The sequence below is a fragment of the Micromonospora sp. NBRC 110009 genome, assembly GCF_030518795.1.
Taxonomy (GTDB): domain Bacteria; phylum Actinomycetota; class Actinomycetes; order Mycobacteriales; family Micromonosporaceae; genus Micromonospora.
In genome coordinates, this window is record NZ_CP130427.1 from 5578191 (window position 1) to 5601352 (window position 23162).

The window sequence follows — 23162 nt, forward strand, 5'->3', positions numbered from 1 at the left end:
TTCAGGTACGCCGGTCAGCGGTGGCCGACCCCAGCCAGGGTGAAGAACTCGGCGCGCGAGCGGTGGTCGTCGCGCAGGGTGCCGAGCAGGGTGGAGGTGATGGTGCTGCTGCCGACGGCCTGGACGCCGCGCAGCGTCATGCACAGGTGTTCCGCTTCGATGACCACGCCGACCCCGCGCGGGCGCAGCTGGGTGGTCAGCCAGTCGGCGATCTGTTTGGTCAGGCGCTCCTGGACCTGCGGGCCGTGGGCGAACAGTTCGACCACCCGGGCCAGTTTGGACAGTCCCAGGATGCGTTCGCCGGGCAGGTAGCCGACGTGCGCGACGCCGACGAACGGCAGCAGGTGGTGTTCGCAGACCGACCGGATCGGGATGGCCCGGGCCAGCACCAGCTCGTCGTAGCCCTCGTCGTTGTCGAAGGTGGTCAGCTGGAACTCGCGCGGGGTGAGCAGTTCGGCGTAGGCGCGGGCCATCCGGCCCGGGGTGTCGGCGAGCCCCTCGGCGGAGAGGTCCACGCCGAGCGCGGCCAGGAACTCCGCCGCAGCCCGTTCGGCGGCGGCCAGGTCGCGGCGGGGACGCTGGTGCGGCACCCGGAGGGCGGTGACCGTCACCTCAGTGACCTCCCACGCCGAGGGCGACGAGCGCGGTCAGGACCAGCGTGGCGGCGGCGAACAGGCCGTGGCCGACCACCACGGGTACGGGGAACCGGGACTCGGCGGTCCCCGAACGCCGGGCCGGAATCCAGCGGGCCAGCATCGTGAAGCCGAGCAGCGCCACCGGCAGGAGCGTCCCGAACGCGACCCACGCGAGCGCCTCGTTGTCGACGACCAGGTAGACGATCCACAGCACCAGCCCGATCGCGGCCAGGGCGAAGTGGCCGAACACCAGGCCCGGCGCGAGGCGGCTGCCGCCTCCCGGTCGATGGCCACCGTGCGCGATCCAGGTGCCGAGCATGACGAAGCCACCGGCGGCGGTGATCAGCCAGGTGACGAGTGCGGCGATGCCCATCAGGAGTTCTCCTTGTCTGTGCTGCGGTAGCCGGGTGCCTGGGTGGTCTCGTCGGCGACGCGCACGCCGTACCGGTAGGCCAGCTCGCCGCCGAGGTAACCGGCGACGGTCAGCCCGGCGAGGCTGACCGCCGAGAGCGCCAGCGGTCCCGCGGCCACCGGACCCGCCGTGCCGGCACCCCGGACGGCGAAGTTGACCGCGTACGCGCCGGTGACCGCGAGGTTGATCGCCATGTGCGCGAGTGCGGTGCGGAAGACGGGGGTGCCGGTAGGGATGGCGAACAGGTCCAGGAAGCCGACCAGTGCGGCGGCGAGCGCGCCGATGACGCCAAGGCCGATGAGCCACCGTGCGCCCTCGGCCAGGGCCTGCGGCTCGGATACGAACCGGGAGGCGAGGTCGAAGGCGAAGCTGGCCACCCAGGCGCCGATCGGCACGGCCACCAGCGCGGGATGGAGCGGGTGGCCGTACCGGCCGGCCAGGTTGCTCACCGGATGCTTGGCGCGGTCCATGGGTCGCATGAAAACCCCCAAGGCATTTTCACCAACAACCATTGGTGTTATAGATCATGCTGCCCCAGCCCGCCCGGAATTTCAATAGCCTTCACTGGTGATAATCTCGGGGCTGTGAGCACGGGGGAGCGCTGGAGCGCCATGGCCGCGCTCGTCGACCGGTCCCGACGGGCGCTGTACGACTACGTGTGCCGGGCCGATCACCCGGTCACCCGCGAGGAGGCGGCCGAGGCGCACGGCATGTCCCGCAACCTCACCGCATTCCATCTCGACAAGCTCGTCGAGTCCGGGCTGCTGCGGGCCCACTACGAGACGCCGGCCGATCAGCCTCGGGGGCGCGGCCGGACGCCGAAGGTCTACGAGGCGGCCGGCGACGGCGTGGCGATCACCGTTCCGGAGCGGCGCTATGAACTCATCGCCGAGATCCTCGCGGACGCGGTCGCCGAGGACCCCCACGACGCTCCCGAGGCGGCGCGGCGGCATGCCCGGCAACGCGGCTGGGACCTCGCAGCCCGGGTACGCGACGCCGACGAGGACCTCGTCGCCGTGCTCGCCGGCCTCGGCTTCGAGCCCGAGGCGCTCGGCGCCGATGTGCTGCTGCGCAACTGCCCGTTCCATGCCCTGGCCACCCGGCAGACCGCCCTGGTGTGCGGGCTCAACCACGCGTTCCTCGCGGGCCTGATCGACGGCGCGGGACGCACCGACCTGCTGCCCCGGCTCGCCCCGCAGCCCGGTGCCTGCTGCGTCCGGTTGGCGCGGCTCTCACCGGCGGCACAGGTGTAGCGGTCGCCGACCGCCGCTACGGGGCGGGGCTCGCCGCGAGCCCGGTGCAGGCGCGCAGGTCCGCGTACTCCCGGCGGATCCGGGCCGCGTCCTCCCCGCCGGCGAGTTCGGGTCGACCGGTGCTTCGGGAGATCGTCGCGGGCACCAGCTCCGTCTTCGATATCGCCGAACCGTGGAGGGTCACCCGCAGCACCCCGGTGTCGTTGCTGTACGCGTCGTCCCGCCACCACAGGAAGTTGCCGAGGCCGTACTGCACGAAGGTCCGGCCGAGCCACCCGTCGCCGAGCAGCAGGTGGGCGTGGGTGCCGACCACCATCGTGGCGCCCGCCTCGGCCATCTCGCCGGCGAACGCACGAGCCTCGGCGGGTGGACAGTCGTCGCCCTCCGTGCCCCAGTGGACGTAGACGACGACCACGCTGGCCTGACGGCGGGCGGCGCGCACCGCCGCGACGGCGCGCGGCATTTCCCGGGTCATCGCGATGCCGGCCCGGGTGTCGGTGGCTCGCCACTCCGACCAGAGCTCGGCGACCTGGCTGAAGCCGAGGACAGCGATTCTGGTGCCGCGTACCTCGGTGATCCACGGCGTGTACGCCGCCGCCGCGTCGGCGCCCGCGCCGACGGTCGCCATCCCGGCGGCCCGGGCCGCGGCCACGGTGTCGGCCAGCCCCGTCCGTCCGTAGTCCAGCGCGTGGTTGTTGGCGATCGACACGACGTCGACGCCCGCGGCCTTCACCGCGTCATACGCGGTCGCCGGCGCCCGGAAATGGAACTCCTTCGGCTCGGGCGCCCCGCGGGTGGTGACCGCCGTTTCCAGGTTGACCATCGCGAGGTCCGCGGCCGACAGGGTCGACGAGATCGACCCGAAGGCGGTCGGCGGGTCGGCCAGCAGATCTGCCGTACGGTCGGCGAAGTGCACGTCGCCCGCGAAGGCCAGGGTGATCTCGGCGGGGTGCGACGGGGACGCCGCAGGAGCGGCGCGGTTGGGCGCAGCGGCCGGCGAGGTCCGCGCGGGATGGCACCCGGTGACCATCAGGGTCGCCGCCAGCGCGACGAAGGATCGTGCCCAGCTCACTCAGCGCAGCGTACGGAAACCCCGCCCGACCCTGGGCCTGGTTGGCCGGGATTGCCTCGGCCTGGCCGACAGGCCGTGGCCGGCACCCGAACTCCCAGGTGCCGGCCAGTGGCAGATCCAGTGATGCCCGACAGCTGACACGGCCCTGCCGGGGCACTCCCGGCAGGGCCGTGTCAGGTCAGGCGACGAAGCGACGACGCCGTTGCGCGAGCAGCAGTACGAGGCCGACGGCGATGAGACTGCCGCCCATCGCGGCGAGCTTGCCGAGCGTCGGACCGGAGACTGCCGCACCGGTCACCGGCAGGCTCGGGCTCGGTGTCCCGCCGCTCGCCGGGCAGGTCTGCGCCAGGTCGAACGTTCCGTCGGTGCCCGTGATCACCGCTCTGGCGCTGGTGAGGCTGAACGGATTCACCAACGCGCCGGAGGGGGACAGGCCGGCCGGCGTCCTGATCCAGGCCTTGTCGCCGACGATCGCGCGGTCGGCGGCGGGCGTGGTCGTGATGACCTCCGTATCGGGGCCACCCTCCGTGGCGAAGGTGATGGTCAGTGAGGTGAAGGTTCCCTGCTGCGCCGCGGCCGGCAGGGCGAAGACCCAGACGTCCTCAGCCTGGAAGGGGCCACCGCCGAGGTTCGGGTCGCACACGTGCGTGCGGAACCCGGCCGCCGTCGTGCCGGTGTCCGCCGGATCGATGTTGATCGTCGTGTCCGCCCACGCGGGGGCGGCGGCGCCCAGGCCGATCACGGCGGCCAGCATGGTGGCCCCCGCAAGGCGGGCGAATGATGGTTTGGTCAACGAAATCTCCCCAGATAGCGTATTTCTGTTAATAGCTCGTGAAGCGGGGCGCGACCCGGTGACAGGTAACCACGAATGGCGGATGCCGATTGCCAAAATCCAGCTCCTCCCTCGGGCGCCACCAGGCTGTGCTAGGCGAACGAGGCGTGTCCGTCGCTCGCTGCCCGCGAAGTGCGGGGCAGACGCCGGCGACTCGCCAGGCGCGGACTCAGCGGTGGCGCGGCCAAGGGTCATACCGCCGGCGCGACGGGACCGGGTGGCGGTCGCCGGGTGGGGGAGTTACCCACCGAACCGAAGGCCCGTGGCGTCGGGATCCGGTGCTACCTCGGGCTGGTTGCGGCCGTCAGAGCTCGTACGCCTTGTCGTGGCGCGGCTCGTACAGGCCCAGCTCGCCGCCGCCGGGCAGGCGGAGCATCGTCATCAGGCCCCAGCCCCGGTCGCTGACCGGCTCGGTGAACTCGACTCCCTTGACGGTCAGCTCGGCGACGGTCGCGGCAACGTCGTCGCACATCAGGAACAGCTCGTGCGAGGCGGAGTCGGCGGGGTGCACGGCGACCTCGGCCGGCGGCAGCTTGAAGATCAACCATCCGCCGCCGGCGTCGACGTGGGGGTAACCCAGCACATCCCGGAAGAACGCCCGGTCCGCCTCGGCGTCTCGGCTGTAGATGATCACGTGCGCGCCATTGATCACGCCCACGACGATACCCAGACCGTACGACGCTGCGCCGGCGGTCCGTGCACGTGACCTGCTGTCGCTCAGCCCACCTTCGGCACGGCCCGGGCGATGATCGCGGCGAAGTCGACGCCGGCCGGCAGGGTGCCGAATGCCTGGCCGTGGTCGCCGCCGAGCCGGGAGGCGCAGAAGGCGTCGGCGACGGCGGGGTGGCCGTGCCGCACCAGCAGCGAGCCCTGCAGAACCAGGGCGAGCCGTTCGACCACGCGGCGGGCCCGTAGTTCCAGGTCGCCGTGGTCGGACAGGTCGGCCCGCACCTGGCGTACGGCGGCGTCGAGCCGCGCGTCGGCGCCGGCGGCGGCGCTCACCTCGGCCTGGAACGCCGCCATGACCTGGGATTCCTTGCCGAGAGCGCGCAGTACGTCCAGTGCGGCGACGTTGCCGGAGCCCTCCCAGATCGAGTTCAGCGGGGACTCGCGGAACAGCCGCGGCATGCCGGATTCCTCGACGTAGCCGTTGCCGCCCAGGCATTCGAGAGCCTCGGCGGCGTGTGCCGGCCAGCGCTTGCAGACCCAGTACTTGCCGATCGCGAGAGCGAGCCGTTTGAACGCGGTCTCGCCGGCGTCGCCCCGCGCGGACCGGTCGGTCGCTCCGGCGAGGCGCATCATGAGGACGGTGGCGGCCTCGGACTCGACCGCGAGGTCCGCGAGCACGTTGCGCATCACCGGCTGGTCGACGAGGTACCGGCCGAAGGCCTGCCGGTGGGTGACGTGGTGGGCGGCGGTGATCACGCCTTGGCGCATGCCGGCCGCCGCGCCGATGACACAGTCGAGGCGGGTCAGGTTGACCATGTCGATGATCGTGCGGACGCCACGCCCCTCCTCGCCGACCCGCCACGCGACGGCGTGCTCGTACTCCACCTCGGACGAGGCGTTGGACCGGTTGCCGAGCTTGTCCTTCAGGCGCATCAGCCGCATCGGGTTGCGCGTGCCGTCGGGCAGGACGCGCGGGACGAGGAAGCAGGTGAGGCCGCCCGGCGCCTGGCCGAGGGTGAGGAAGAGGTCGCACATCGGCGCCGAGGTGAACCACTTGTGCCCGACGAGGCGATAGGTGCCGTCCGGCTCGGGGCGGGCCGTGGTGGTGTTGGCGCGCACGTCCGAGCCGCCCTGCTTCTCCGTCATCGACATGCCGGCCAGCAGGCCCTGCTTGGTCAGCGGTGCCCGCAGCCCGAAGTCGTACGTCGCGGCGCTGAGCAGCGGTTCGTACTGCGCGGCCAGCTCCGGGGCGTGCCGTAGCGCCGGCACCGCCGCGTAGGTCATCGAGATCGGGCAGCCGTGGCCGGCGTCGGGGCGCCAGGTGTAGAACTTTGCCGCCCGGGCCACGTGTGCGCCGGCCCGGCCGTCGGCCCACGGCGCGGCGTGCAGGCCGTGCGTGACCGCGGTGCGCATCAGCTCGTGCCAGGCCGGGTGGAACTCCACCTCGTCGATCCGGTGCCCGTAGCGGTCGTGGGTGCGCAGGACCGGCGGGTGCTCGTTGGCCAGCCGCCCGTACTCGATCGCCTGCTCGCTGCCGCCGAGCCGGCCGAGCTCGTGCAGCTCGGCGGTGGCCCAGCCGGCGCCCTCCCGCGCGAGCCCGTCGAGCAGTGCCGGGTCGTCCGCCGCGTCGTAGCCGACCAGCGGGGGAACCTGGTTGAACACCTCGTGCGTCGTCACGGCGATACTCCCAGCGCGCGGTGGATGAAGGTGATCAGGCCGGGGATGGTGTCCGGGCCGGCCACGCCGGCGGCCAGCGGGCCGACCATGGCCTCGGCCAGGGCGCCGACCACGGCGGTCGCGCTCAGCTCCGGGTCCTGCGGGGGTAGTTCGCCGCTCGCCACGCCCGCCGCGACGTACCCGGCGATCAGTTCGGCGTACGCCCGGCGGAAGACGAGCCGCTCCGCGTCGACCGCCGGGTCGATCGGCTCGGCGAGCAGGGCGTACGCCAACCGCGGCGACTGCAACGCGCGACCGGAGAACGTCTCGATGACCGCGGACAGCCGCTCGGCGACGCTGCTCTCCAGGGCGGCGGCACGCGCGACCGCGTCCACCTCGCGCTGGGAGGCCGTCCGGAACACCTCGGCGAACAGGTTGGCCTTGGTGGGGAAGTGGCGGTAGACGCTGCCCGTCGCCACGCCGGCCCGCTCGGCGACGGCGGCGACCGAGCAACCGGCGTAGCCGTGCTCGGCCATGATCCTCAGCGCGGCGGTGATGATCCGCTCCCGGGAGGCGCTCAGGCGGGCTTGCACCCGCTCGGTGCTCCGGTAGACCATGCAAGGATTGAACCACCGTTCAATCCTTGGCTTCAAGACCCTGACCCGGTGACCGCGGTAGGCCGACGGAGCGAAACGTCCCCGCTGCCCGTTCGAAGCCACGCGGACGGGGTAACCGCCGACGGCTCCCGAGCGTGTCGGGACCGGGAAGGAACGGCGGCAATGACCAGGATCGGCATCATCATCGGCAGCACCCGTCCGGGCCGTAACGGGGAGGCGGTGGCCCGCTGGGTGCACGAGATCGCCAGCAAGCGCGGTGACGCCGTCTACGAACTCGTCGACATCAAGGAATTCAACCTGCCCCATCTCGACGAGATGACGCCCCCGTCGCTCGGGCAGTACAGCCAGCCGCACACCCTGCGGTGGGCCGAGAAGATCGCCTCGTACGACGGGTACGTCTTCGTGACGCCCGAGTACAACCACTCCACCTCGGGGGCGCTGAAGAACGCGATCGACTTCCTGTACGCCGAGTGGAACAACAAGGCATGCGGGTTCGTCAGCTACGGCAGCGTCGGCGGCACCCGGGCGGTCGAGCACCTGCGCCTGGTCGTGGCCGAGTTGCAGATGGCGGACGTACGTGCGCAGGTGGCGCTGTCGCTCTTCACGGACTTCGAGAACTTCAGCGCCTTCAAGCCCGGCGCTCACCAGGTGGATGCGGTGAACACGATGCTCGACCAACTGGCGGCCTGGAGCGGCGCGATGGCAACTCTCCGGGTCGGCACGACTATGGCGACGCCCCAGTCCGGCACCTGACCGACCCCGTCGGCGGACCGTTCGTGGCCGCAGGTGCAGGTCCAGTCGTTCGGTGGTGTCGAGGACGAGCCGGCCGATCACGCGTTCGGGCGGCCGCGTGGGCCCCGGCGGCGGCCGGCCGCCGACCTTCGACGCCCACGTTCACCGGCGACGCCACGCGGTCGAGTGCGGCATCAACCAGCTAGAACGCAACCGAGCCCTGGCCACCAGGCGCCGTCCTCAACCACGCCCGACGATCAACGAGTGGCGCTGACCCGCCCTGTTCCACACGACTGAGTCGCCTTGACCGGTCGACGACGATGATGGCATGACCCGCTGGCGGCGCCCGCACCCGATCACCGGCGAGCTGGTGTACGTAGCGGTGGTGCTGCCGCTCGGTGTCGCCGGGAGCACCTGGTTCCTCTACCAGATCTTCTCCGACGAGTGGCCACCGTCGCCCTTCGTGGCCTGGCCCATCTTCCTGGTGTGTGCCTGGCTGGGGGGTGGGTGGCGGATGAGCCGCGCCGGCGTCTTCATCAGCGACGAGGGAATCCGGATCCGCACAATCTTCCGCACCCGCACGCTGCCCTGGTCCTCGGTCGCCCGGATCGACAGTTGGCCCACGAGGGCCTCCGGCTTCCCGCGGCAAACGGAAGCGATCTGGGTCCTGACCCGAGACAACAAGCCGATTGAGACGCCGCTGGTGTCTGCGCAGAAGAGATGGGGATCGAGCGCACCGCGTGTAGCGCTGACCAATGCCGACTATCACCAGGCGCTGCAGACACTGCGTGAGGCGCACCTGCGAGCGCTCGGCTCCGGAACGGCGCCCGACCAGCCTGAGCGTCAGTCCGATACTTCTGGAAACTAGCCCCCGGTCGACGGGAAGCCCGAGGACGAAGGCGGGCTGGCCCCGCCGCGTCCGGACGTCGCGCTCGATCTCGGCCAGCACTTCATCTGCCCGAGGACAACGCTCGCAGCTCTTCGAAGTGAACAGCTCCACGGGCGGCCACTGACCAAAGTGGACGGCTGCCCTGGGGTAGCCCGTCGTCTTCCGTTCCATGAACGTTCAGCCAGCGGTTCCTGCCTGCGTTCCGTGCGGTCCCTAAGTTGCTTGAGGCGACGAAAGAAGGGGCCCATGACCGCACTCCTCGCAATCCGGGCTCGCGGCATCACCAAATGTTTCGGCGACGTCGTCGCACTCGACGCCATCGATCTGGATGTGGCGCAGGGGCAGATCCACGGCCTGGTCGGGCCGAACGGCGCCGGCAAGACGACACTGCTCGGCCTCCTGCTGGGCCTGGCCGTCGCCGACCGCGGCCGCCTGGAGATCCTGGGCGCGCCGGTCGGACGGGCACTCGCCGCGCCCGACGGTGTCGCCGGCTTCGTGGACGGTCCCGGCCTCTACCCCTCGCTCACCGCCCGGCAGAACCTCGCCGCGCTGGCCGCACTCCACGGCCGCGACGCGCGGAAAGCAGGGATCGACGACGTGCTCGACCAGGTCGGGCTCACCGATGTCGCCGACGACCGGGCGAGCAGCTTCTCCCTCGGCATGCGTCAGCGGCTCGGGCTCGCCGCCGCCCTGCTCACCAAGCCCCGGCTGCTCGTGCTCGACGAACCCGCCAACGGCCTCGACCCGGCCGGCAAGAAGCACGTACACCAGGTCCTCACCCGGCTCGCGGCGGACGGCGCCAGCGTCGTCCTCTCGAGCCACCGCATGGACGACCTCGAAGCACTGTGCTCCGAGGTCACCATCGTCGCCACCGGCCGGATCGTCTTCTCCGGCCCGCTGAGCAAGCTGGCCGCCGAGAACAGCGAACTCGACTACCGGCTGCGCACCTCCGACCCGCAGGCCGCCCGCCGGCTGGCGGTCGACACGGCCGGGGTCCGCGTCGTCGACGACGCCGGCGCGCGGCACGACGCCGAGGTGCTCGTGGTGCGTGCACTGGAGCCGGGGCTCGACGAACTGGTGGTGCGGCTCGTGCACGACGGCATCGCGGTGCGTGAGCTCGCACCCGTGGTGTCGCCGCTCGAGGCCGCGTTCCTCGCCCTCACCGAGCAGCAGGAGGCCAGCCGATGACCACCGCGACGATCGCGACCGTCGCCGACGACCAGGTTGCCGCCACCCGCCGGGTCCCGGTGGCCCGCGGCTACCGCTTCGAGCTGGTCAAGCTGGTCTCGCAATGGCGGATCCGCTTGCTGGTCCTCGCCTGCTGGATCGCGCCGGCGCTCTTCGTCACCGCGGTGAGCCAGCAGAGCTCGCTGCCCGTCGACACCCTCTTCGGTCGTTGGATGCACGCCACGGGGTGGGCCGGGCCGCTGGTGGTGCTCGGTTTCGCGGGCACCTGGGGGCTCCCGCTGCTGACCTCGGTGGTCGCCGGCGACGTGTTCGCCGCCGAGGACCGGCTCGGCACCTGGCGCCACCTGCTCGTGGCGGTTCGGTCGCCTCGACGGATCTTCGTGGCCAAGGCACTGGCCAGCCTCACCGTCATCCTGCTGCTCGTGGCGGGGCTGGCCGGCTCCAGCGCGGCCGGCGGCCTCCTGGCGGTCGGCAACCAGCCGTTCGTCGGCCTCGACGGCCACCTGCTCACATCGGCGGACGCCGCCGGGAAGGTCCTGCTCGCCTGGGTGTGCGTCCTCGCCCCGACCCTGGCTCTCGCCGCGATCGGACTACTCGGGTCCGTCGCGCTGGGGCGGTCCCCGATGGGGCTGCTGCTGCCGGTGCTCGTGGCGCTCGCGATGCAGCTCGCCCAGATGCTGCCGCTTCCCGTCGCCGTACGGCTCGCCCTGCCCGGCTACGCCTTCATCGCCTGGAACGGCTTGTTCATCGGCCCGGCGCAGCTTGGCCCGCTCCTGATCGGCATCGTGGTCAGCCTGGTGTGGGCCGTGACCGCGACAGCGCTGGCGTACCTGCTCTTTCTGCGGCGCGACTTCACCAACCTGAGCTACGACGGCTCCGGGCGCCGCGCGGTCACCGCCGGGGTCCTGCCGCTCGTCGGGCTGGTCGCCGTGACGGTAGCGGTCGTGGCCGCGGCGACCCCGGCCGCGGGCTCCGGGATCGAGCAGGACAAGGTGCAGCGCTCGGTCGCCACGGTCTTCGCCCACCTCTACCGGATGCAGACCGAGCAGCTCAACCGGCCGCACGTCACCGAAGCGCAGCTGAGGGCCACGGCGACGTGCAACAAGGGCGGCGGCAAGGTCGCCGCAAAGGGGCCGGGCAACGACTGGCGTTGCGTCGTCACCTGGCACCTCCCCGACGTCGAGGCCGCAGGGACGGCCATCTACCAGCTCGACGTCACCGCCGACGGGCGGTTCGTGGCCGACGGCGACGGACCGAAGGAAGTGAACGGCTACTTCCTGGTGCGGACCCCGATCGGGGACGCGCCGAACCCGCTCTGGCAGTTCGACGGCAACGTCGAACTGCTCCCCACCACGAAGGGATAACTCAATGCAGGTCACACGCCGCCGTCGGCGTGTCGAGAAGGACCATCGCAGCCTTCTCGGTCGACGCATCGGCCGCCGGATCACCCTCGCGACGGCAGGCACCACCGCCGTCGTCGTGGTCGCCGGCACCGGCATCGGTTTCGCCCAGACGCACCAGTTCGGCACCGACCAGGTCGGCCAGACCACCGACCAGGGCCTGGTCGTCTCCGGGGACCAGTACCTCAACCCGATCGGCGAGCGCCTCGTCCTCAACAACGGCAAGATCATGTCGTCCTCGGTCAGCCCGGACGGCACCCATCTCGCGGCTTCGGTCACCGACGGTGGGATGGCGCTGGCCATCGTGGACCTGAAAACCTGGAAGGTGCAGCAGCTCGTCGGCAACAACGCGGGGGCGAACCTGCGCATCAGCGGCAACGACGTGGGCCAGGAAGGCCCCACGTACTCGCCCGACGGTTCGCAGCTTTGGCTCGGTCAGGCCGACGGCTACCGCAGGTTCACCGTGAACGCGGACGGCTCCCTCGCCAACCCGACGTTCATCCGGATCGCGCAGGACGGGCCGAAGCGAGCGCTGGTGGGCGAGGCCGTGTTCTCGGCCGACGGCTCCACCGTGTACTCCGCCGTCAACGGCCAGAACCGGGTGGTCGCCATCGACGCGACGACCGGGGCCATCCAGCAGAGTTGGGCCGTGGGCAACGCCCCGCGTGACATGATCATGGTCGGGACCAAGCTCTACGTCAGCAACGAGGGCGGGCGGAAGGCGTTGCCCGGCGAGCCCACGATCAACTCGTACAACACGCAGGTGCTGGCCGACCAGGTGACCGCCGCCACCCTCAGCGGCACGGTCAGCGTCATCGACCTGGCGAACCCGGCCGCCGCCCCTTCGAGCATCGACGTCGGTCTGCACCCGACCGCCCTGTACGCGAAGAACGGGGCGCTGTTCGTCACCAACACGGCCACCAACGACGTGTCCGTCATCGACACCGCGAGCAACAAGGTCGTCCAGACCATCGCCACCCAGCCGTGGCCGGAGGCGACCGTGGGCTACGAGCCCGACGCGGTGACGCTCACCGACGACGGGCATCTGCTGGTGACGCTCGGCCGCGCCAACGCAGTCGCCGTCTACCGGTACACGACCCCGCTGGAGCCGGTCAGCTACGTCGGGCTGCTCCCGACGGACTACTTCCCCGCGGAGATCACCACCGTCGGCAACGACGTGCTGGTCTCCAACACCCGGGGCATCGACGCTCGCCGCCCCAACAACCCCGCCGGCCACGGCACCCACGACACGACGTCGAGCCTGCAGCGGTTCACGCTGCCGAGCGACGAGGTCACCAGGTCCGAGACCGGCAAGGTCTTCAGCCAGAACGGCTGGCACGGCGGCTCGGTCACGCTGACCGAGGGCAAGGGCGACGCGAAGCCGGTGCCGGTCCCGCTGCGGCTCGGCGACCCCTCGACGATCAAGCACGTCTTCCTGATCGTGAAGGAGAACCGGACCTACGACCAGGTCTTCGGTGACATCCGGGAGGGCAACGGCGACCCGTCGCTGGCGCAGTTCGGCGAGAACGTGACGCCGAACCAGCACGCGATGGCCAAGCAGTTCGGGCTGTACGACAACACGTACGACATCGGCACCAACTCGGCCGAGGGTCACAACTGGCTGATGCAGGCCGACAACCCGGAGTACACCGAGTCCTCCGCCGGTGAGTACATCCGCAGCTACGACACCGAGGACGACGCCCTCGGCCACCAGCGGACCGGCTTCCTCTGGACCGGGGCGCAGGCGGCCGGTAAGACCGTGCGCGACTTCGGCGAGTTCCACCAGTTCCTGACCAAGCCGGCCGGCGCGAGCTGGCAGAACCTGTACTGCGATACCAGGAACATGGCGGCCACCGGGCAGAACACGGCCTACTCCCTGGTGTCCTCCTCGCCGATCCCGTCACTCAACAGCGTGTCGGTGCCCGGCTTCCCGAAGTTCGACACCGCCGTCCCGGACATCTACCGGTACGAGATCTGGAAGCGTGACTTCGAGAAGAACGGGCCGGCGAACCTGAACATGTTCTGGCTCTCCAGCGACCACACCGGTGGCCCGCCGAACTCGGCCGCTCAGGTCGCGGACAACGACCTCGCGGTCGGCAAGATCGTCGACACGATCTCGCACAGCCCGTCCTGGAAGGACTCGGCGATCTTCGTGGTCGAGGACGACTCCCAGGCCGGCCTCGACCACGTCGACGGCCACCGCGCCCCGATCCAGATCATCAGCCCCTGGGCCCGGCACGGCGTCGTCGACAGCCACTACTACACGCAGATCACGATGATCCGGACCATCGAGCAGATCCTCGGGATCCACCCGATGAACCAGAAGGACAGCGCGGCCAGCCCGATGCGGGGGGCGTTCACCCAGAACGCGGACTTCGCGCCGTTCACCGCGCTGCCCAACCGGACCTCGCTGACCGCGGGTCTGAGCACCCCGCCTGCCTGCGGTCCGGACACCCCCGCGCCGCAGAACCCGAACGCCGCGGCCGCACCGTCGGCGACGGTGCCGGCGGACAAGCAGCAGGTGGCGGAGCAGTGGAAGGAGTGGAAGTCGCACCAGCGGCTCACCGGGCCCGACGCCAAGCCCGACTTCGCGAACCCCGCGCAGATGAACCACTTCACCTGGTACGAGACGCACGACTGGAAGAAGCCGTACCCCGGCGAGGACAAGATCTTCGCGCCGGAGGACGTGCCGGGCGCCTACCTCCCGTCGCCGGAGTCCGACGGCTGACGTAGGCCGATCGCGTCACGGGGCCCCTGACCGGCGTCACCGCCGGCCAGGGGCCCCTTCCGTCACCTGGATATCTGGACGGGCGGGATCAGCTCCGATCAGCGGTCGTCACCCGGCCATGGGCGAGCGACCTGGAGTGGCGGATCGGGGTGGCCAGCGCCCGCGCCGTGTCGAGCAGGCTCTCGTCCCGGGTGACGGTGTAGCCGTGGCGGGCGAGCAGGGCGGCCATGGCGGCGGGTGTCCAGGTCGAGCGCCACGGCTCCTTCGCCCAGACGCTCGACCGGCCGGTGGACGCCATCAACAGCCGGGCAAGCACCCGGCCCAGCTTCGTGGCTGTCGCGGGCGTCTGGAAGTTGACGACGAGGCGGCTGTCCGGCGCGGAGCAGGCGGCGAGCTCGGTGACCGTGGCGGCCACCTCCGCCGTGGTCAGGTAGGGGACGACGCCCTCCCAGATCCAGGTCGTGGCACGGTCGGCGCGGTGCCCGGCGGCCGCCAGCGCCTCGGCCAGCCGGTCGTGGCCGAAGTCCACCGGGACGAACCTGGGCGGGCTGCCGGACAGCCCCGCGGCGCGCTCGCGCTTGTCCTCCTGGCTGGCCGGCTGGTCGACCTCGAAGACGGTCACCCCGGCGAGTTCCGGCATCCGCCAGGCGCGGCCGTCCAGCCCGGCGCCGAGAATCACCAGCTGGGGGTTGACGCGGGCGCGCACCGCGTCGTCGATGGCGACGGTACGGGGCACGATCACCTCGGCGTTGGCGCGTACCGTCTCGTAGTCGATGCGCTGCTGCCACGCTCGGGGTATCAGACCGTCGCGTACCCACTCGACGGCCTCCCGCTCGTCCGGACGCAGCAGGGACATGGCGGTCGGATCCGCGAAGCGGCGGGGAGCGATCAGCCCGTCTGCGGCGGCGCGACCCTGGCACACCATCACCGCGGTACGGCTCGCCGGCAAACTTCGCGACATCGCTGCCTTCCCTCCGCTGGGACGTCGGCTCCGCGCCGACGGTAGCGTCGACCATCGCCGGCCGCCGCTGACATTTGTCACGGCTCAGCCCCGCCGGCCGACAGGAACGGGCGTCGGTGGGTGAGAAGATGCGTCCATGAGCAGCGACGTCGCCCCCGACGTGAGTGCCCTGGCGATCAACGTCACGATCCCGGAGGGGCTCCGCTGGACCGACACTCGACGCGGGGAGGAGTTCACGCTGATCACCCTCAATGTCCGGCTTCTCCCGGACGGGCGTCTCGCCGCGAAGGCCTACGGCCGACCGACCGGCGGCGGCCGCGGCACGTACGTCTCGTTCCCCGTGCCCGACCGGCCCGAGCTGGCGACCCTCGTCGCCGACGCTGCCACTCGCGCCGGCACCCTCTGGGCCGCCCACCGCGGTCTCAGCTGACGGTTCGACCGCGGTCGCGGCCGGCGCGTCGGCCGTCCAGCCTCGGGCTCAGTCCGCCGGCGACGGTCAGGCCTCGCCGAGGTCGGTGCAGTGCGCGATCGTCGCATCGTCCGCCGGCACCGCGTGGCGCGCCTCCGCCTCGCGGACACGATGGATGATTTCGCCGGGTCCGCTTGCCGCCAGGATGGCCAGCACCCCTGGCCAGCCGGCGAGCCGGAAACGGTCCACGATGCGGCTGGCGCCATTGCTGAGCAGGACGGCACCGGTCAGCTCGGAGATCGGACAGCTACCGGTGATCGCCTCGTCCGCCGCCCGCGGATCGTCCTTGGCCAGCCAGAAGCCGCCGGGCTGGTTCCGATTGGCCCGCAGCTGCCGGAGGACTCGGTGGTACTCGTCGCTACCCGCCACGGTGGCCTCGAGCGCGGACCGGTACGACCGACTGACGATCACCTCCCGGGGATCGGAGACGACGAGCGGGGCGGCCTCGGCCCGATCGAGCACGAGGACCGAGTCACCGAGCACCAGGTGCTCGATGCGGCCGTCGGACCGGCGCAGGACGACGACGGTCGCCGATGGACTGATCGGGTTGGCGACGTCGCAGGTGTCCCGGTGGTCGTCCGTCACCTGCTCGATGGCCTCGGCGAGCAGCGCCGACGGGCTGCGGCCCGGCACGAGTGACAAGAGGCTGAGGAGTCGGCCTCCCAGGCGGCTGGCGTACCAGGCCACGCCGTGCCGGCAGATCGATTCGGTGCCGGGGATGCCGGCGCCGTCGATCAGCACCGCCGCCGTCGGTGTGGCGCCGGTGAAGTCCTCGTTCGCGTGGCCGCTCCGTGCCGCGGCGCTCGTCATCGTCACCCGCATGTCCTGCCGCCCCCTCACCGATCCGCCGGCTCAGGCGAAGTCGCGGTGCTTCAACTTCGCCCTCCGCCCGTCCGGATGGTGCCAGACGATGCCCTCGTACCGGGGGTGCGCCAGCAGCCAGTCACGCAGGCCGTCCAGGTCGCGCGGCACGTCCAGCTTCTCCGCGTCGCCATGCCGTACGAGCTCGTGGCCCCGTACGCCCTCGGGGTTTCCGTTGATCTTCGGGCCGATCAGCTCGTAGGTGCCGGGGCGGTGCCGCTCGGGCGAGTCGGCGAGGGCCTCGGCGTGGTACCGCGCGTACGGCGACTGCTCGATCGGTTCCCAGCCCACGGTCTTGCCGGTGACGTCGTCCGTCATCACCGGCTGGTAGCCGGGCGGCCGCGTCCGGCCCGGCCGCACCTCGCGCCGGGCCCACCAGGTGCCGTCCTCGTCGAGCATCACGCAGGTGCCGTCGTACTTGCGCGTCGGCCTTCCCTCGCCGTCGAGGACCCACTGGCAGGCGGGGTGGGCCTCGGGCAGGACGCGCTTGCGGTCGTCCGGGTCGCGGCGGAACAGCGTGGGGATCTTGTGCACGCACGCATGGTCTCAGCAGTGCCAAACGGATATCGGCCCGCGCGCGCCGGGACCGCCACCGGTCAGGTGCTCACGCCAGCGGGAGCACCGGGTGCGACGTAGTGTCGGATCATGGATCTACCCGAGAACCTGATCGCGCTGCTGCGTGCGCCCAGCATCTGCTTCATCACGACACTCATGCCGGACGGGTCACCGCAGATCACCGAGACCTGGGTGGACACCGACGGCAAGCACATCATCATCAACACCGTTCAGGGCTTTCAAAAGGTACGCAACGTCGCACGCGATCCCAGGGTGGCGGTGGCGATCGCCGACCCGGAGAACCCGAGCCGCTACATCGCGGTCCGCGGCCGGGTCCTCGACCTGACCGAGCACGGCGCCACCGAGCACATCGACCAGTTGTCGCAGAAGTACCTCGGCCGCCCCTATCCGTGGTTCGGTGGCCGCGACCAGACCCGCGTGATCATGAAGATCGAGGCGGAGCGGATCAGTTCTCCGGGCTGACCGGCCGGGACCGCGGTCACCGGGACACGACGAGTGTCACGGGACCAGCTGATCCCGGCGGTGGCTCCGGCACCCAGTGGATGCCGGAGCCGTCAGCCGTTTCAGCGCCTGGCTTCCTGCTTGGCCATCTCGGGGCGCTCGCCCTTGCTGACCCTGCGCATCGCGTCACGTAGCTGTTGCTCGGTCATCTTGGAGTTGCCCTCGATGCCCGCGTTGTGCGCCTGCTGTCGCAACTCGTGCAGCTTTGCCCGGTCGCCCATGTCGACCTCCCGGTGATCCTGGTGGCGCGGGCGGCTCCACGCGCCACTCTGCTCGTCGCGTTCCCGGGTGAGTCGGGGGCAAACGACGCTCGGTCGACGATGCGGATGCCGTGGACGCTGCCCTCATTCGGGCCGGCCACCTCCTGCCTGAACGGATTGCTCGCCGTCTTGCATGGCAGTGCGAATCTCCTCGTTCGCCGACGTCGGATCGCAGCCGGTGGCTCGGAGCAGGTCGCTCGCGGCGGTGCGCAGCTGGGTCACCACCGCATCGCCGAAGTCGTTGACCCCCAGCGCTCGGGCTCGGCCGGCGTGGTGCACGGCGTCGCGGATCTTCTGGTGGGTGCGTTCGGTGGGGCGTCCGGCACGGTGTTCGCTGCGCAGGAGCCCGACCGCGTCGGCGAGGTGCTCGACGCCGGCGGAGAGGTCGGGGGGAATCCGCTCGTGATACTGCAGCGCCATCGCTGACCGGCGGGCCAGCCCTCGGCTGTGTTCGATGACTCGTTCCAGGTACACGGTCGCGTGGGCGAAGCGTTCCACGTCCTGGCGGCGCCGCCATCGGGCCGGCGCCAGGCTCACCACCTCTTCGGCGCCGCTGAGCGCCTGGTGCATCCGGTCGAGCTCAGGTCCCATGCTGCGCAGCGTGTCCAGCGTCCGGACCGCCCGCTGCTGATCATGCGTGGCCAGTGCCGCGGAGATCTCTCTCAACTGAGCGGCGAGGGATTGGTAGATGGGGGCCGCGTCGCGGTCGAGGATCCGCATCGGGTTGATCGGTAGGAGCAACGCGACCACCACGAGGCCGACGAGGCCGCCGACCGTCGCCTCGACGATCCGCGGCCACTCGAGGTCCTTCTGGGCCGGAGCCAGGGTCGCGAGCAGCACCGCCGTACCGCCGGCCTGCCCGACGGCTGCCCCGCTGCGCCCGAACAGCACGAGCGTGGCCAGGACGGCGCATCCGACGATGAAGCCGGTCTGCCAGAACCCCGTGCCCAGGAGGGTCAGCAGGAAGTCGGTGGTGGCGATACCCAGTCCGACCCCGAGGAGCAGTTCGGCGGTGCGGCGGGCCCGCTGGCCGAGCGCGGCGACGATCGTGCCCACTGCGGCGGAGGGCGCGAAGACCGGCGAGGGATTGCCCAGCACGTTGTGTCCGATCGACCAGGCCAGGGCCGCGGCAAGCCCAGCCTGCAGGGAGATCACCACCGCGACTTCCAGCTGATGCAGGCGCAGTCGACCCGCCCGGCCGCTGCGACCTCGAATCCTGGCCGCACCGGCCTTCACGTTCTCCGCCGCGCGATCACGCCGGGACCGGTTGCCGCCTGGCCGGTGCTCATCACCCCGCACTGAGCACTCGTATCACGCCCACGGCCAAGGATCCGGCCAATCAGGAAGAGGCGGTCCGATTCCACCCAACGGTGCCGATACCTGACCGGCGGGGACAGCGGGGCCGAACCCGGCTCAGAGCAGTGGTCGGAGGAGCCGGTGCGGGCGCTGGCGCAGCGCGACGCTGGCCGGGTCCTGGCGCGGCTGCGCCGGGACGCCCGGCCCGGGGTGGGCCTCGACGTCGCCGGGCGCCACGTCGGCGTGGCCGCAGGTCGGGCAGCGGCTGGCCGCGTCCAGTTCGGTGCCGCACGCGGCGTGCCGGAAGGTCCGCAGCGGCTCGCCGGTGGCGAAGTGCCGCTCGCCCCAGCGCATCAGCGGGTAGATCACGGACCAGAGCTCGCTGCCCCGCTCGGTGAGCAGGTATTCGTCCCGTGGTGGCGAGTCCTGGTAGCGGTGGCGCCGGAGGATGCCCGCCTCGACGAGGGTGTTCAGCCGGTCGGCGAGCACGGCCCGGGGGACGTCCAGGTGGCTGAGGAAGTCGCCGTAGCGGCGTACGCCGTAGAAGGCGTCGCGGACGACGAGCAGTGTCCATCGCTCACCGACCAGTTCCAGCGCCCTGGCCAGGGAGCAGTTCTGCCCCTCGTAGTTCTTGCCCAGTGCCATGGAATCGATCCTACACCCGCATGGTTCATTCAACGAACCGACTCTGGTAATGTCGGTTCAGCCACCGAACCGAGAGGTCCTCCCCATGTCGACACCCGCCGGCGTCACCGCGCCGTCCGTAGCCCCGGTCCCGGACGCGACGCGCTCCGGCTCCCGGGCCCTGTTCGCGGTGTGCGCCGCGACCCTGCTCGTCCTCATGAACTTCAGCGCCCCGGTGGCCGTACTGCCGCAGACCGCGCGGAGCCTCGGGGCCGGCCTCACCGCCCAGACCTGGCTGATCAACGCGATCACCCTCGGGCTCGCGGCCGCCCTGCTGGTGGCCGGCAGCCTCGGTGACGATTTCGGACGGCGTAGGATATTCCGGGCAGGGCTCGCGCTGCTCGCCGTCAGTATCCTCGGCGCCGCCGTCGCCCCCAACGCCGGCACCTTCGTCGCCGCCCGGGTGCTGCAGGGCGTGGCCAGCGCCGCGATCCTCGCCAACGGGCTCGGCCTGCTCGCGCACGCCTTCCACACCAACCACGGACGGTCCCATGCCACGGCCCGGTGGGCGTCGATGCTGGGCGCCGGCATCGCCCTCGGACCGCTTGCCTCGGCCGCGCTGACCGCGCTGGGCAGCTGGCGCTGGTCCCACCTGATTCTCGCGGCGCTGACCGCAGTCCTGGCGGCGGTCGGCGGCCGGCTGCTCGCCGAGTCCCGCGCCGCGCGGGCGGCCCGCATCGACGTACCCGGAGTGCTGACCCTCGGCGCGGGCCTGTCGCTGCTGCTCGTCGCCATCACCGCCGGACGCACCGGTTGGGTGCGGCCCGCGGTGCTGATCCCCCTGGCGCTCGGGGCGCTGCTGCTCGCCGCCTTCGTGGCGATCGAGGCTCGCGGGCGGGCACCGATGCTCGACCTCGCCCTCTTCCGCCGGTCGGACTTCCGGATCGCCACGATCGGCGCGTTCTTCACCGGCCTCGCCGCGTTCGGCCCGAGCACCGTCCTGCCCACCCTGGTGCAGCGGTTGATCGGCGTCAGCGCGCTGGGCGCCGCCGGCCTGGCCTTCCTCTGGGCCGGGGCCGCGTTCGTGGTCAGCAACCAGATGCGCCACCACGGCACGCGCCTCGCGCCCGCCCGGCAACTCGCCCTCGGCTTCGCCCTGACCGCCGTCGGCTACCTGACCATGCTCGGCTACCCCGATGCGCACTCCTGGGCACGCACCATCCCCGGGCTGCTCATCTCCGGGGCGGGCGCCGGCCTGCTCAACGCGGCCCTCGCCCGGCTCGCCGTCGCCAGCGTCCCGCCGGACCGGGTTGCGATGGGCTCCGGCGCCAACAACACCGCCCGCTACGTCGGCTCCGCCCTCGGCGTCGCCGCCAGCATCACCGTGGCGTCCAGCCTGCTGCCGGCCGGTCAGACCGCCGGTTTCTCGGCCCACGGCGCCGACGCGGTCCTGGTGCTCGGCGCGGGCGTGGCCGCGCTCGGCGGGGCGGCGGCCCTGATCCGCCGCCGGGTCACCGCCCCGGTCCCGGTCGCGGGCTGACCCGGGAACAGGCTGCGGGCCCCATCCTCTGACCGGAGCCGGGCAGGCGCTCTGCGCCCGCCCGGCTCCGGTTTCAGGGCTTGACGGCGAGGACGGGCCGGTCGGCGTCGAGCAGAATGCGCTGCGCGGCGCTGCCCAGGAACAGCTTGCCGACCGGCGAGCGGCGGCGCAGCCCGATCACGATCACCGAGGCGTCCACCTGGTCGGCGACCCGCACCACCTCCTCGGCGGTGTCCCCGGCATGCGCGTCCTGCCGGACCTCGACCTCCACACCGGCCGCCGTCGCCCGCTGAACGAGCGTCTCGACCGCGGCCTCGCCGGCGACGACGGTGCTGACCGGTGCCCCCTCACGGGGCGTGTTGAGGACCACCAGCCGTTCGCTGCGGCGTCCGGCCTCCTCGACGGCGGCCGCGAACGCCGCGTCTCCCTCGGCCGTCCGGATGTAGGCGACGAGAACGGTCACACGAGCTCCTTGGTGTCGTGGGAGGCGGTGGCGGGTTCGGACGTGGCCCGCCGGCGGGCGAGGGCGGCCCGGATCGGCGGCAACAGGGCCACGAGCAGGAACACCACGAACAGGGTTCCGGAGATCGGCCTGGTGACGAAGCCGGTCGCGTCGCCGTTGAAGATCAGCAGCGAGCGGCGCAGCGAGTCCTCCAACAGCGAGCCGAGGACGAAGGCCAGCACCAGCGGGCCGGGTTCGAACCCCAGCTTCTTCATCAGGTAGCCGAGGGCGCCGAAGACGATGACCAGCACGATGTCGAAGACATCGTTGTTCACGGTGTAGACGCCGACCAACGTGATCAGCACCGTGATGGGCGCGAGGATCGTGGCCCGGACCCGCAGGATCTTCACGAACAGTCCGACCAGCGGGATGCTCATGATCAGCAACAGGATGTTGCCGATGTACATCGAGTTGACCACGCCCCAGAACAGCTCCGGCTCCTGGCTGACCAGCTGCGGTCCGGGGCTCACGCCCTGGATCAGCAGCGCGCCGAAGATGACCGCCATCGTGGCGTTGGCCGGGATGCCGAGGGTCAGCAGCGGGATGAACGACGACGTGGCGGCGGCGTTGTTCGCCGTCTCCGGCGCAGCCACCCCTTCGACGGCGCCCCTGCCGAAGCGCTCGGGGCGCTTGGCGCGGCGCTTCTCCAGCGCGTAGGCGGCCAGCGAGGAGAGCGTGGCGCCGCCGCCGGGCAGGATGCCCAGCACGAAGCCCAGTACGGAGCCGCGGCCGATGGCCCCGGCCGACTGGCGCAGGTCGGCCCGCGACGGCCACACGTTCGCCACCGCGATCGGCGCCTGCACGGCCCGGTGGCGTTCCTCCAGGTTGTACAGGATCTCGCCGAGGCCGAAGAGCCCCATGGCGATGGGCACGAAGTCCAGGCCGTCGGCCAGCGACAGGTTGTCGAAGGTGAACCGCTCGGCGCCGGTGAAGCTGTCCCGGCCGACTGTGGCGAGCAGCAGGCCCAGACACGCGGCCGTCACCGCCTTGACGCGTCCGCCGCTGCTGACCGTGGCGACCAGGAGAATGCCGAGCAGGGCCAGAGCCGTGTACTCGGGTGGGCCGAAGTCGAGGGCGAAGCCCGCCACCACGGGGGCGACGAGCGTCAGCGCGATGATCGAGACGGTGCCGCCGATGAAGGACCCGACGGCGGCGATGCCGAGGGCGGTGCCGGCCCGGCCCTGGCGGGCCAGCGCGTAGCCGTCGAAGACCGTCACCACCGAGGACGCCTCGCCGGGGAGCCGGAGCAGGACCGAGGTGATCGTGCCGCCGTACTGGGCGCCGTAGAAGATGCCGGCGAGCATGATCACGGCGGTCACCGGCTCGATGCCGAAGGTGACCGGCAGCAGGATCGCGATGGTCGCCGCGGGACCGAGCCCGGGCAGGACGCCGATCAGCATGCCGATGACGACGCCGATCAGGCAGTAGAGCAGGTTGGTCGGTTCCAGTACGACACCGAAGCCGTCGAGCACCGGGGCGAAGTCCACGG

Annotated in this window: 25 protein-coding genes; 9 read left to right on the plus strand and 16 right to left on the minus strand. The window is 71.5% G+C overall.

The window, feature by feature from the left end:
* Positions 1 to 14 precede the first annotated feature (14 nt).
* The 3 genes from folE to Q2K19_RS26345 are packed head-to-tail and all read right to left on the minus strand — an operon-like array spanning position 15 to position 1517.
* Positions 15 to 611, minus strand: a complete 597-nt coding sequence (gene folE, locus Q2K19_RS26335; RefSeq protein ID WP_302764690.1) for a GTP cyclohydrolase I FolE — start codon at positions 609 to 611, stop codon at positions 15 to 17.
* A 1-nt stretch (position 612) separates the two neighbouring features.
* Positions 613 to 1008 (minus strand): hypothetical protein, encoded by a 396-nt coding sequence (locus Q2K19_RS26340; protein WP_302764692.1) that lies wholly within the window; start codon positions 1006 to 1008, stop codon positions 613 to 615.
* Positions 1008 to 1517: a DUF2231 domain-containing protein gene (locus Q2K19_RS26345; RefSeq protein WP_302764693.1), complete on the minus strand. Its 510-nt coding sequence runs from the start codon at positions 1515 to 1517 to the stop codon at positions 1008 to 1010. The genes Q2K19_RS26340 and Q2K19_RS26345 overlap by 1 nt, the downstream gene beginning before the upstream one ends.
* A 114-nt stretch (positions 1518 to 1631) precedes the next feature.
* Here Q2K19_RS26345 and Q2K19_RS26350 point away from each other — a divergent pair, with 114 nt between their 5' ends.
* Positions 1632 to 2300: a helix-turn-helix transcriptional regulator gene (locus tag Q2K19_RS26350; RefSeq protein WP_302764695.1), complete on the plus strand. Its 669-nt coding sequence runs from the start codon at positions 1632 to 1634 to the stop codon at positions 2298 to 2300.
* A gap of 16 nt (positions 2301 to 2316) precedes the next feature.
* On the opposite strand, the gene Q2K19_RS26355 is transcribed toward Q2K19_RS26350, so the two are convergent.
* The 5 genes from Q2K19_RS26355 to Q2K19_RS26375 all read right to left on the minus strand — a co-directional run bounded on the left by Q2K19_RS26355 (position 2317) and on the right by Q2K19_RS26375 (position 7146).
* Positions 2317 to 3372, minus strand: coding sequence for a CapA family protein (locus tag Q2K19_RS26355; RefSeq protein WP_302764697.1), 1056 nt, complete (start codon positions 3370 to 3372; stop codon positions 2317 to 2319).
* A 178-nt stretch (positions 3373 to 3550) separates the two neighbouring features.
* Complete coding sequence (locus Q2K19_RS26360; RefSeq protein WP_302764698.1) at positions 3551 to 4126, minus strand: hypothetical protein; 576 nt, start codon at positions 4124 to 4126, stop codon at positions 3551 to 3553.
* A gap of 382 nt (positions 4127 to 4508) precedes the next feature.
* Complete coding sequence (locus Q2K19_RS26365) at positions 4509 to 4856, minus strand: VOC family protein (RefSeq protein ID WP_302764699.1); 348 nt, start codon at positions 4854 to 4856, stop codon at positions 4509 to 4511.
* Positions 4857 to 4921: 65 nt separating this feature from the next.
* Positions 4922 to 6550 (minus strand): acyl-CoA dehydrogenase family protein, encoded by a 1629-nt coding sequence (locus Q2K19_RS26370; RefSeq protein ID WP_302764700.1) that lies wholly within the window; start codon positions 6548 to 6550, stop codon positions 4922 to 4924.
* Positions 6547 to 7146: a TetR/AcrR family transcriptional regulator gene (locus Q2K19_RS26375; RefSeq protein ID WP_302764701.1), complete on the minus strand. Its 600-nt coding sequence runs from the start codon at positions 7144 to 7146 to the stop codon at positions 6547 to 6549. The genes Q2K19_RS26370 and Q2K19_RS26375 overlap by 4 nt, the downstream gene beginning before the upstream one ends.
* A 162-nt stretch (positions 7147 to 7308) precedes the next feature.
* Between Q2K19_RS26375 and Q2K19_RS26380 the strand changes: the two genes are divergently transcribed.
* From Q2K19_RS26380 to Q2K19_RS26405, 5 genes are all read left to right on the plus strand, one after another.
* Entirely contained in the window at positions 7309 to 7899 is a 591-nt protein-coding gene (locus tag Q2K19_RS26380) for an NADPH-dependent FMN reductase (RefSeq protein WP_302764702.1), read from the plus strand.
* 307 nt (positions 7900 to 8206) lie between these two features.
* Positions 8207 to 8746: a PH domain-containing protein gene (locus Q2K19_RS26390; RefSeq protein WP_302764704.1), complete on the plus strand. Its 540-nt coding sequence runs from the start codon at positions 8207 to 8209 to the stop codon at positions 8744 to 8746.
* 267 nt (positions 8747 to 9013) lie between these two features.
* Positions 9014 to 9955, plus strand: coding sequence for an ABC transporter ATP-binding protein (locus Q2K19_RS26395; RefSeq protein ID WP_302764707.1), 942 nt, complete (start codon positions 9014 to 9016; stop codon positions 9953 to 9955).
* Complete coding sequence (locus tag Q2K19_RS26400; RefSeq protein WP_302764708.1) at positions 9952 to 11319, plus strand: ABC transporter permease; 1368 nt, start codon at positions 9952 to 9954, stop codon at positions 11317 to 11319. The genes Q2K19_RS26395 and Q2K19_RS26400 overlap by 4 nt, the downstream gene beginning before the upstream one ends.
* Positions 11320 to 11323: 4 nt before the next feature.
* Positions 11324 to 14083: a bifunctional YncE family protein/alkaline phosphatase family protein gene (locus Q2K19_RS26405; protein WP_302764710.1), complete on the plus strand. Its 2760-nt coding sequence runs from the start codon at positions 11324 to 11326 to the stop codon at positions 14081 to 14083.
* An 88-nt stretch (positions 14084 to 14171) separates the two neighbouring features.
* On the opposite strand, the gene Q2K19_RS26410 is transcribed toward Q2K19_RS26405, so the two are convergent.
* Complete coding sequence (locus tag Q2K19_RS26410; protein WP_302764711.1) at positions 14172 to 15044, minus strand: class I SAM-dependent methyltransferase; 873 nt, start codon at positions 15042 to 15044, stop codon at positions 14172 to 14174.
* A 136-nt stretch (positions 15045 to 15180) separates the two neighbouring features.
* On the opposite strand from Q2K19_RS26410, the gene Q2K19_RS26415 reads away from it, so the two are divergent.
* Positions 15181 to 15474 carry a hypothetical protein gene (locus Q2K19_RS26415; protein WP_302764713.1) on the plus strand — a complete coding sequence of 98 codons (294 nt, stop codon included), beginning with the start codon at positions 15181 to 15183 and terminating at the stop codon, positions 15472 to 15474.
* Positions 15475 to 15540: 66 nt separating this feature from the next.
* Here Q2K19_RS26415 and Q2K19_RS26420 read toward each other — a convergent pair whose 3' ends face one another.
* Positions 15541 to 16335: a protein phosphatase 2C domain-containing protein gene (locus Q2K19_RS26420; RefSeq protein ID WP_302764715.1), complete on the minus strand. Its 795-nt coding sequence runs from the start codon at positions 16333 to 16335 to the stop codon at positions 15541 to 15543.
* A 30-nt stretch (positions 16336 to 16365) separates the two neighbouring features.
* Positions 16366 to 16908 carry an RNA ligase 1 family protein gene (locus Q2K19_RS26425; protein WP_302764718.1) on the minus strand — a complete coding sequence of 181 codons (543 nt, stop codon included), beginning with the start codon at positions 16906 to 16908 and terminating at the stop codon, positions 16366 to 16368.
* Positions 16909 to 17019: 111 nt separating this feature from the next.
* Here Q2K19_RS26425 and Q2K19_RS26430 point away from each other — a divergent pair, with 111 nt between their 5' ends.
* Complete coding sequence (locus tag Q2K19_RS26430) at positions 17020 to 17412, plus strand: PPOX class F420-dependent oxidoreductase (protein WP_302764720.1); 393 nt, start codon at positions 17020 to 17022, stop codon at positions 17410 to 17412.
* A 101-nt stretch (positions 17413 to 17513) separates the two neighbouring features.
* Here the strand turns inward: Q2K19_RS26430 and Q2K19_RS26435 are convergent, their stop codons facing one another.
* The 3 genes from Q2K19_RS26435 to Q2K19_RS26445 all read right to left on the minus strand — a co-directional run bounded on the left by Q2K19_RS26435 (position 17514) and on the right by Q2K19_RS26445 (position 19652).
* Positions 17514 to 17672: a hypothetical protein gene (locus tag Q2K19_RS26435; RefSeq protein ID WP_302764722.1), complete on the minus strand. Its 159-nt coding sequence runs from the start codon at positions 17670 to 17672 to the stop codon at positions 17514 to 17516.
* 123 nt (positions 17673 to 17795) lie between these two features.
* A complete protein-coding gene (locus tag Q2K19_RS26440) occupies positions 17796 to 18869 on the minus strand; it encodes an FUSC family protein (RefSeq protein ID WP_302764724.1) in 1074 nt (357 codons plus the stop codon).
* 255 nt (positions 18870 to 19124) lie between these two features.
* Entirely contained in the window at positions 19125 to 19652 is a 528-nt protein-coding gene (locus tag Q2K19_RS26445) for a winged helix-turn-helix transcriptional regulator (RefSeq protein WP_302764725.1), read from the minus strand.
* A gap of 85 nt (positions 19653 to 19737) precedes the next feature.
* Here Q2K19_RS26445 and Q2K19_RS26450 point away from each other — a divergent pair, with 85 nt between their 5' ends.
* On the plus strand, positions 19738 to 21171 hold the full coding sequence (locus Q2K19_RS26450) for an MFS transporter (RefSeq protein ID WP_302764726.1): 1434 nt from the start codon (positions 19738 to 19740) through the stop codon (positions 21169 to 21171).
* Between the two features lie 73 nt (positions 21172 to 21244).
* Here the strand turns inward: Q2K19_RS26450 and Q2K19_RS26455 are convergent, their stop codons facing one another.
* Positions 21245 to 21634: a universal stress protein gene (locus Q2K19_RS26455; protein ID WP_302764728.1), complete on the minus strand. Its 390-nt coding sequence runs from the start codon at positions 21632 to 21634 to the stop codon at positions 21245 to 21247.
* Positions 21631 to 23160, minus strand: a complete 1530-nt coding sequence (locus Q2K19_RS26460; protein WP_302764729.1) for a tripartite tricarboxylate transporter permease — start codon at positions 23158 to 23160, stop codon at positions 21631 to 21633. The genes Q2K19_RS26455 and Q2K19_RS26460 overlap by 4 nt, the downstream gene beginning before the upstream one ends.
* Positions 23161 to 23162: the final 2 nt, after the last annotated feature.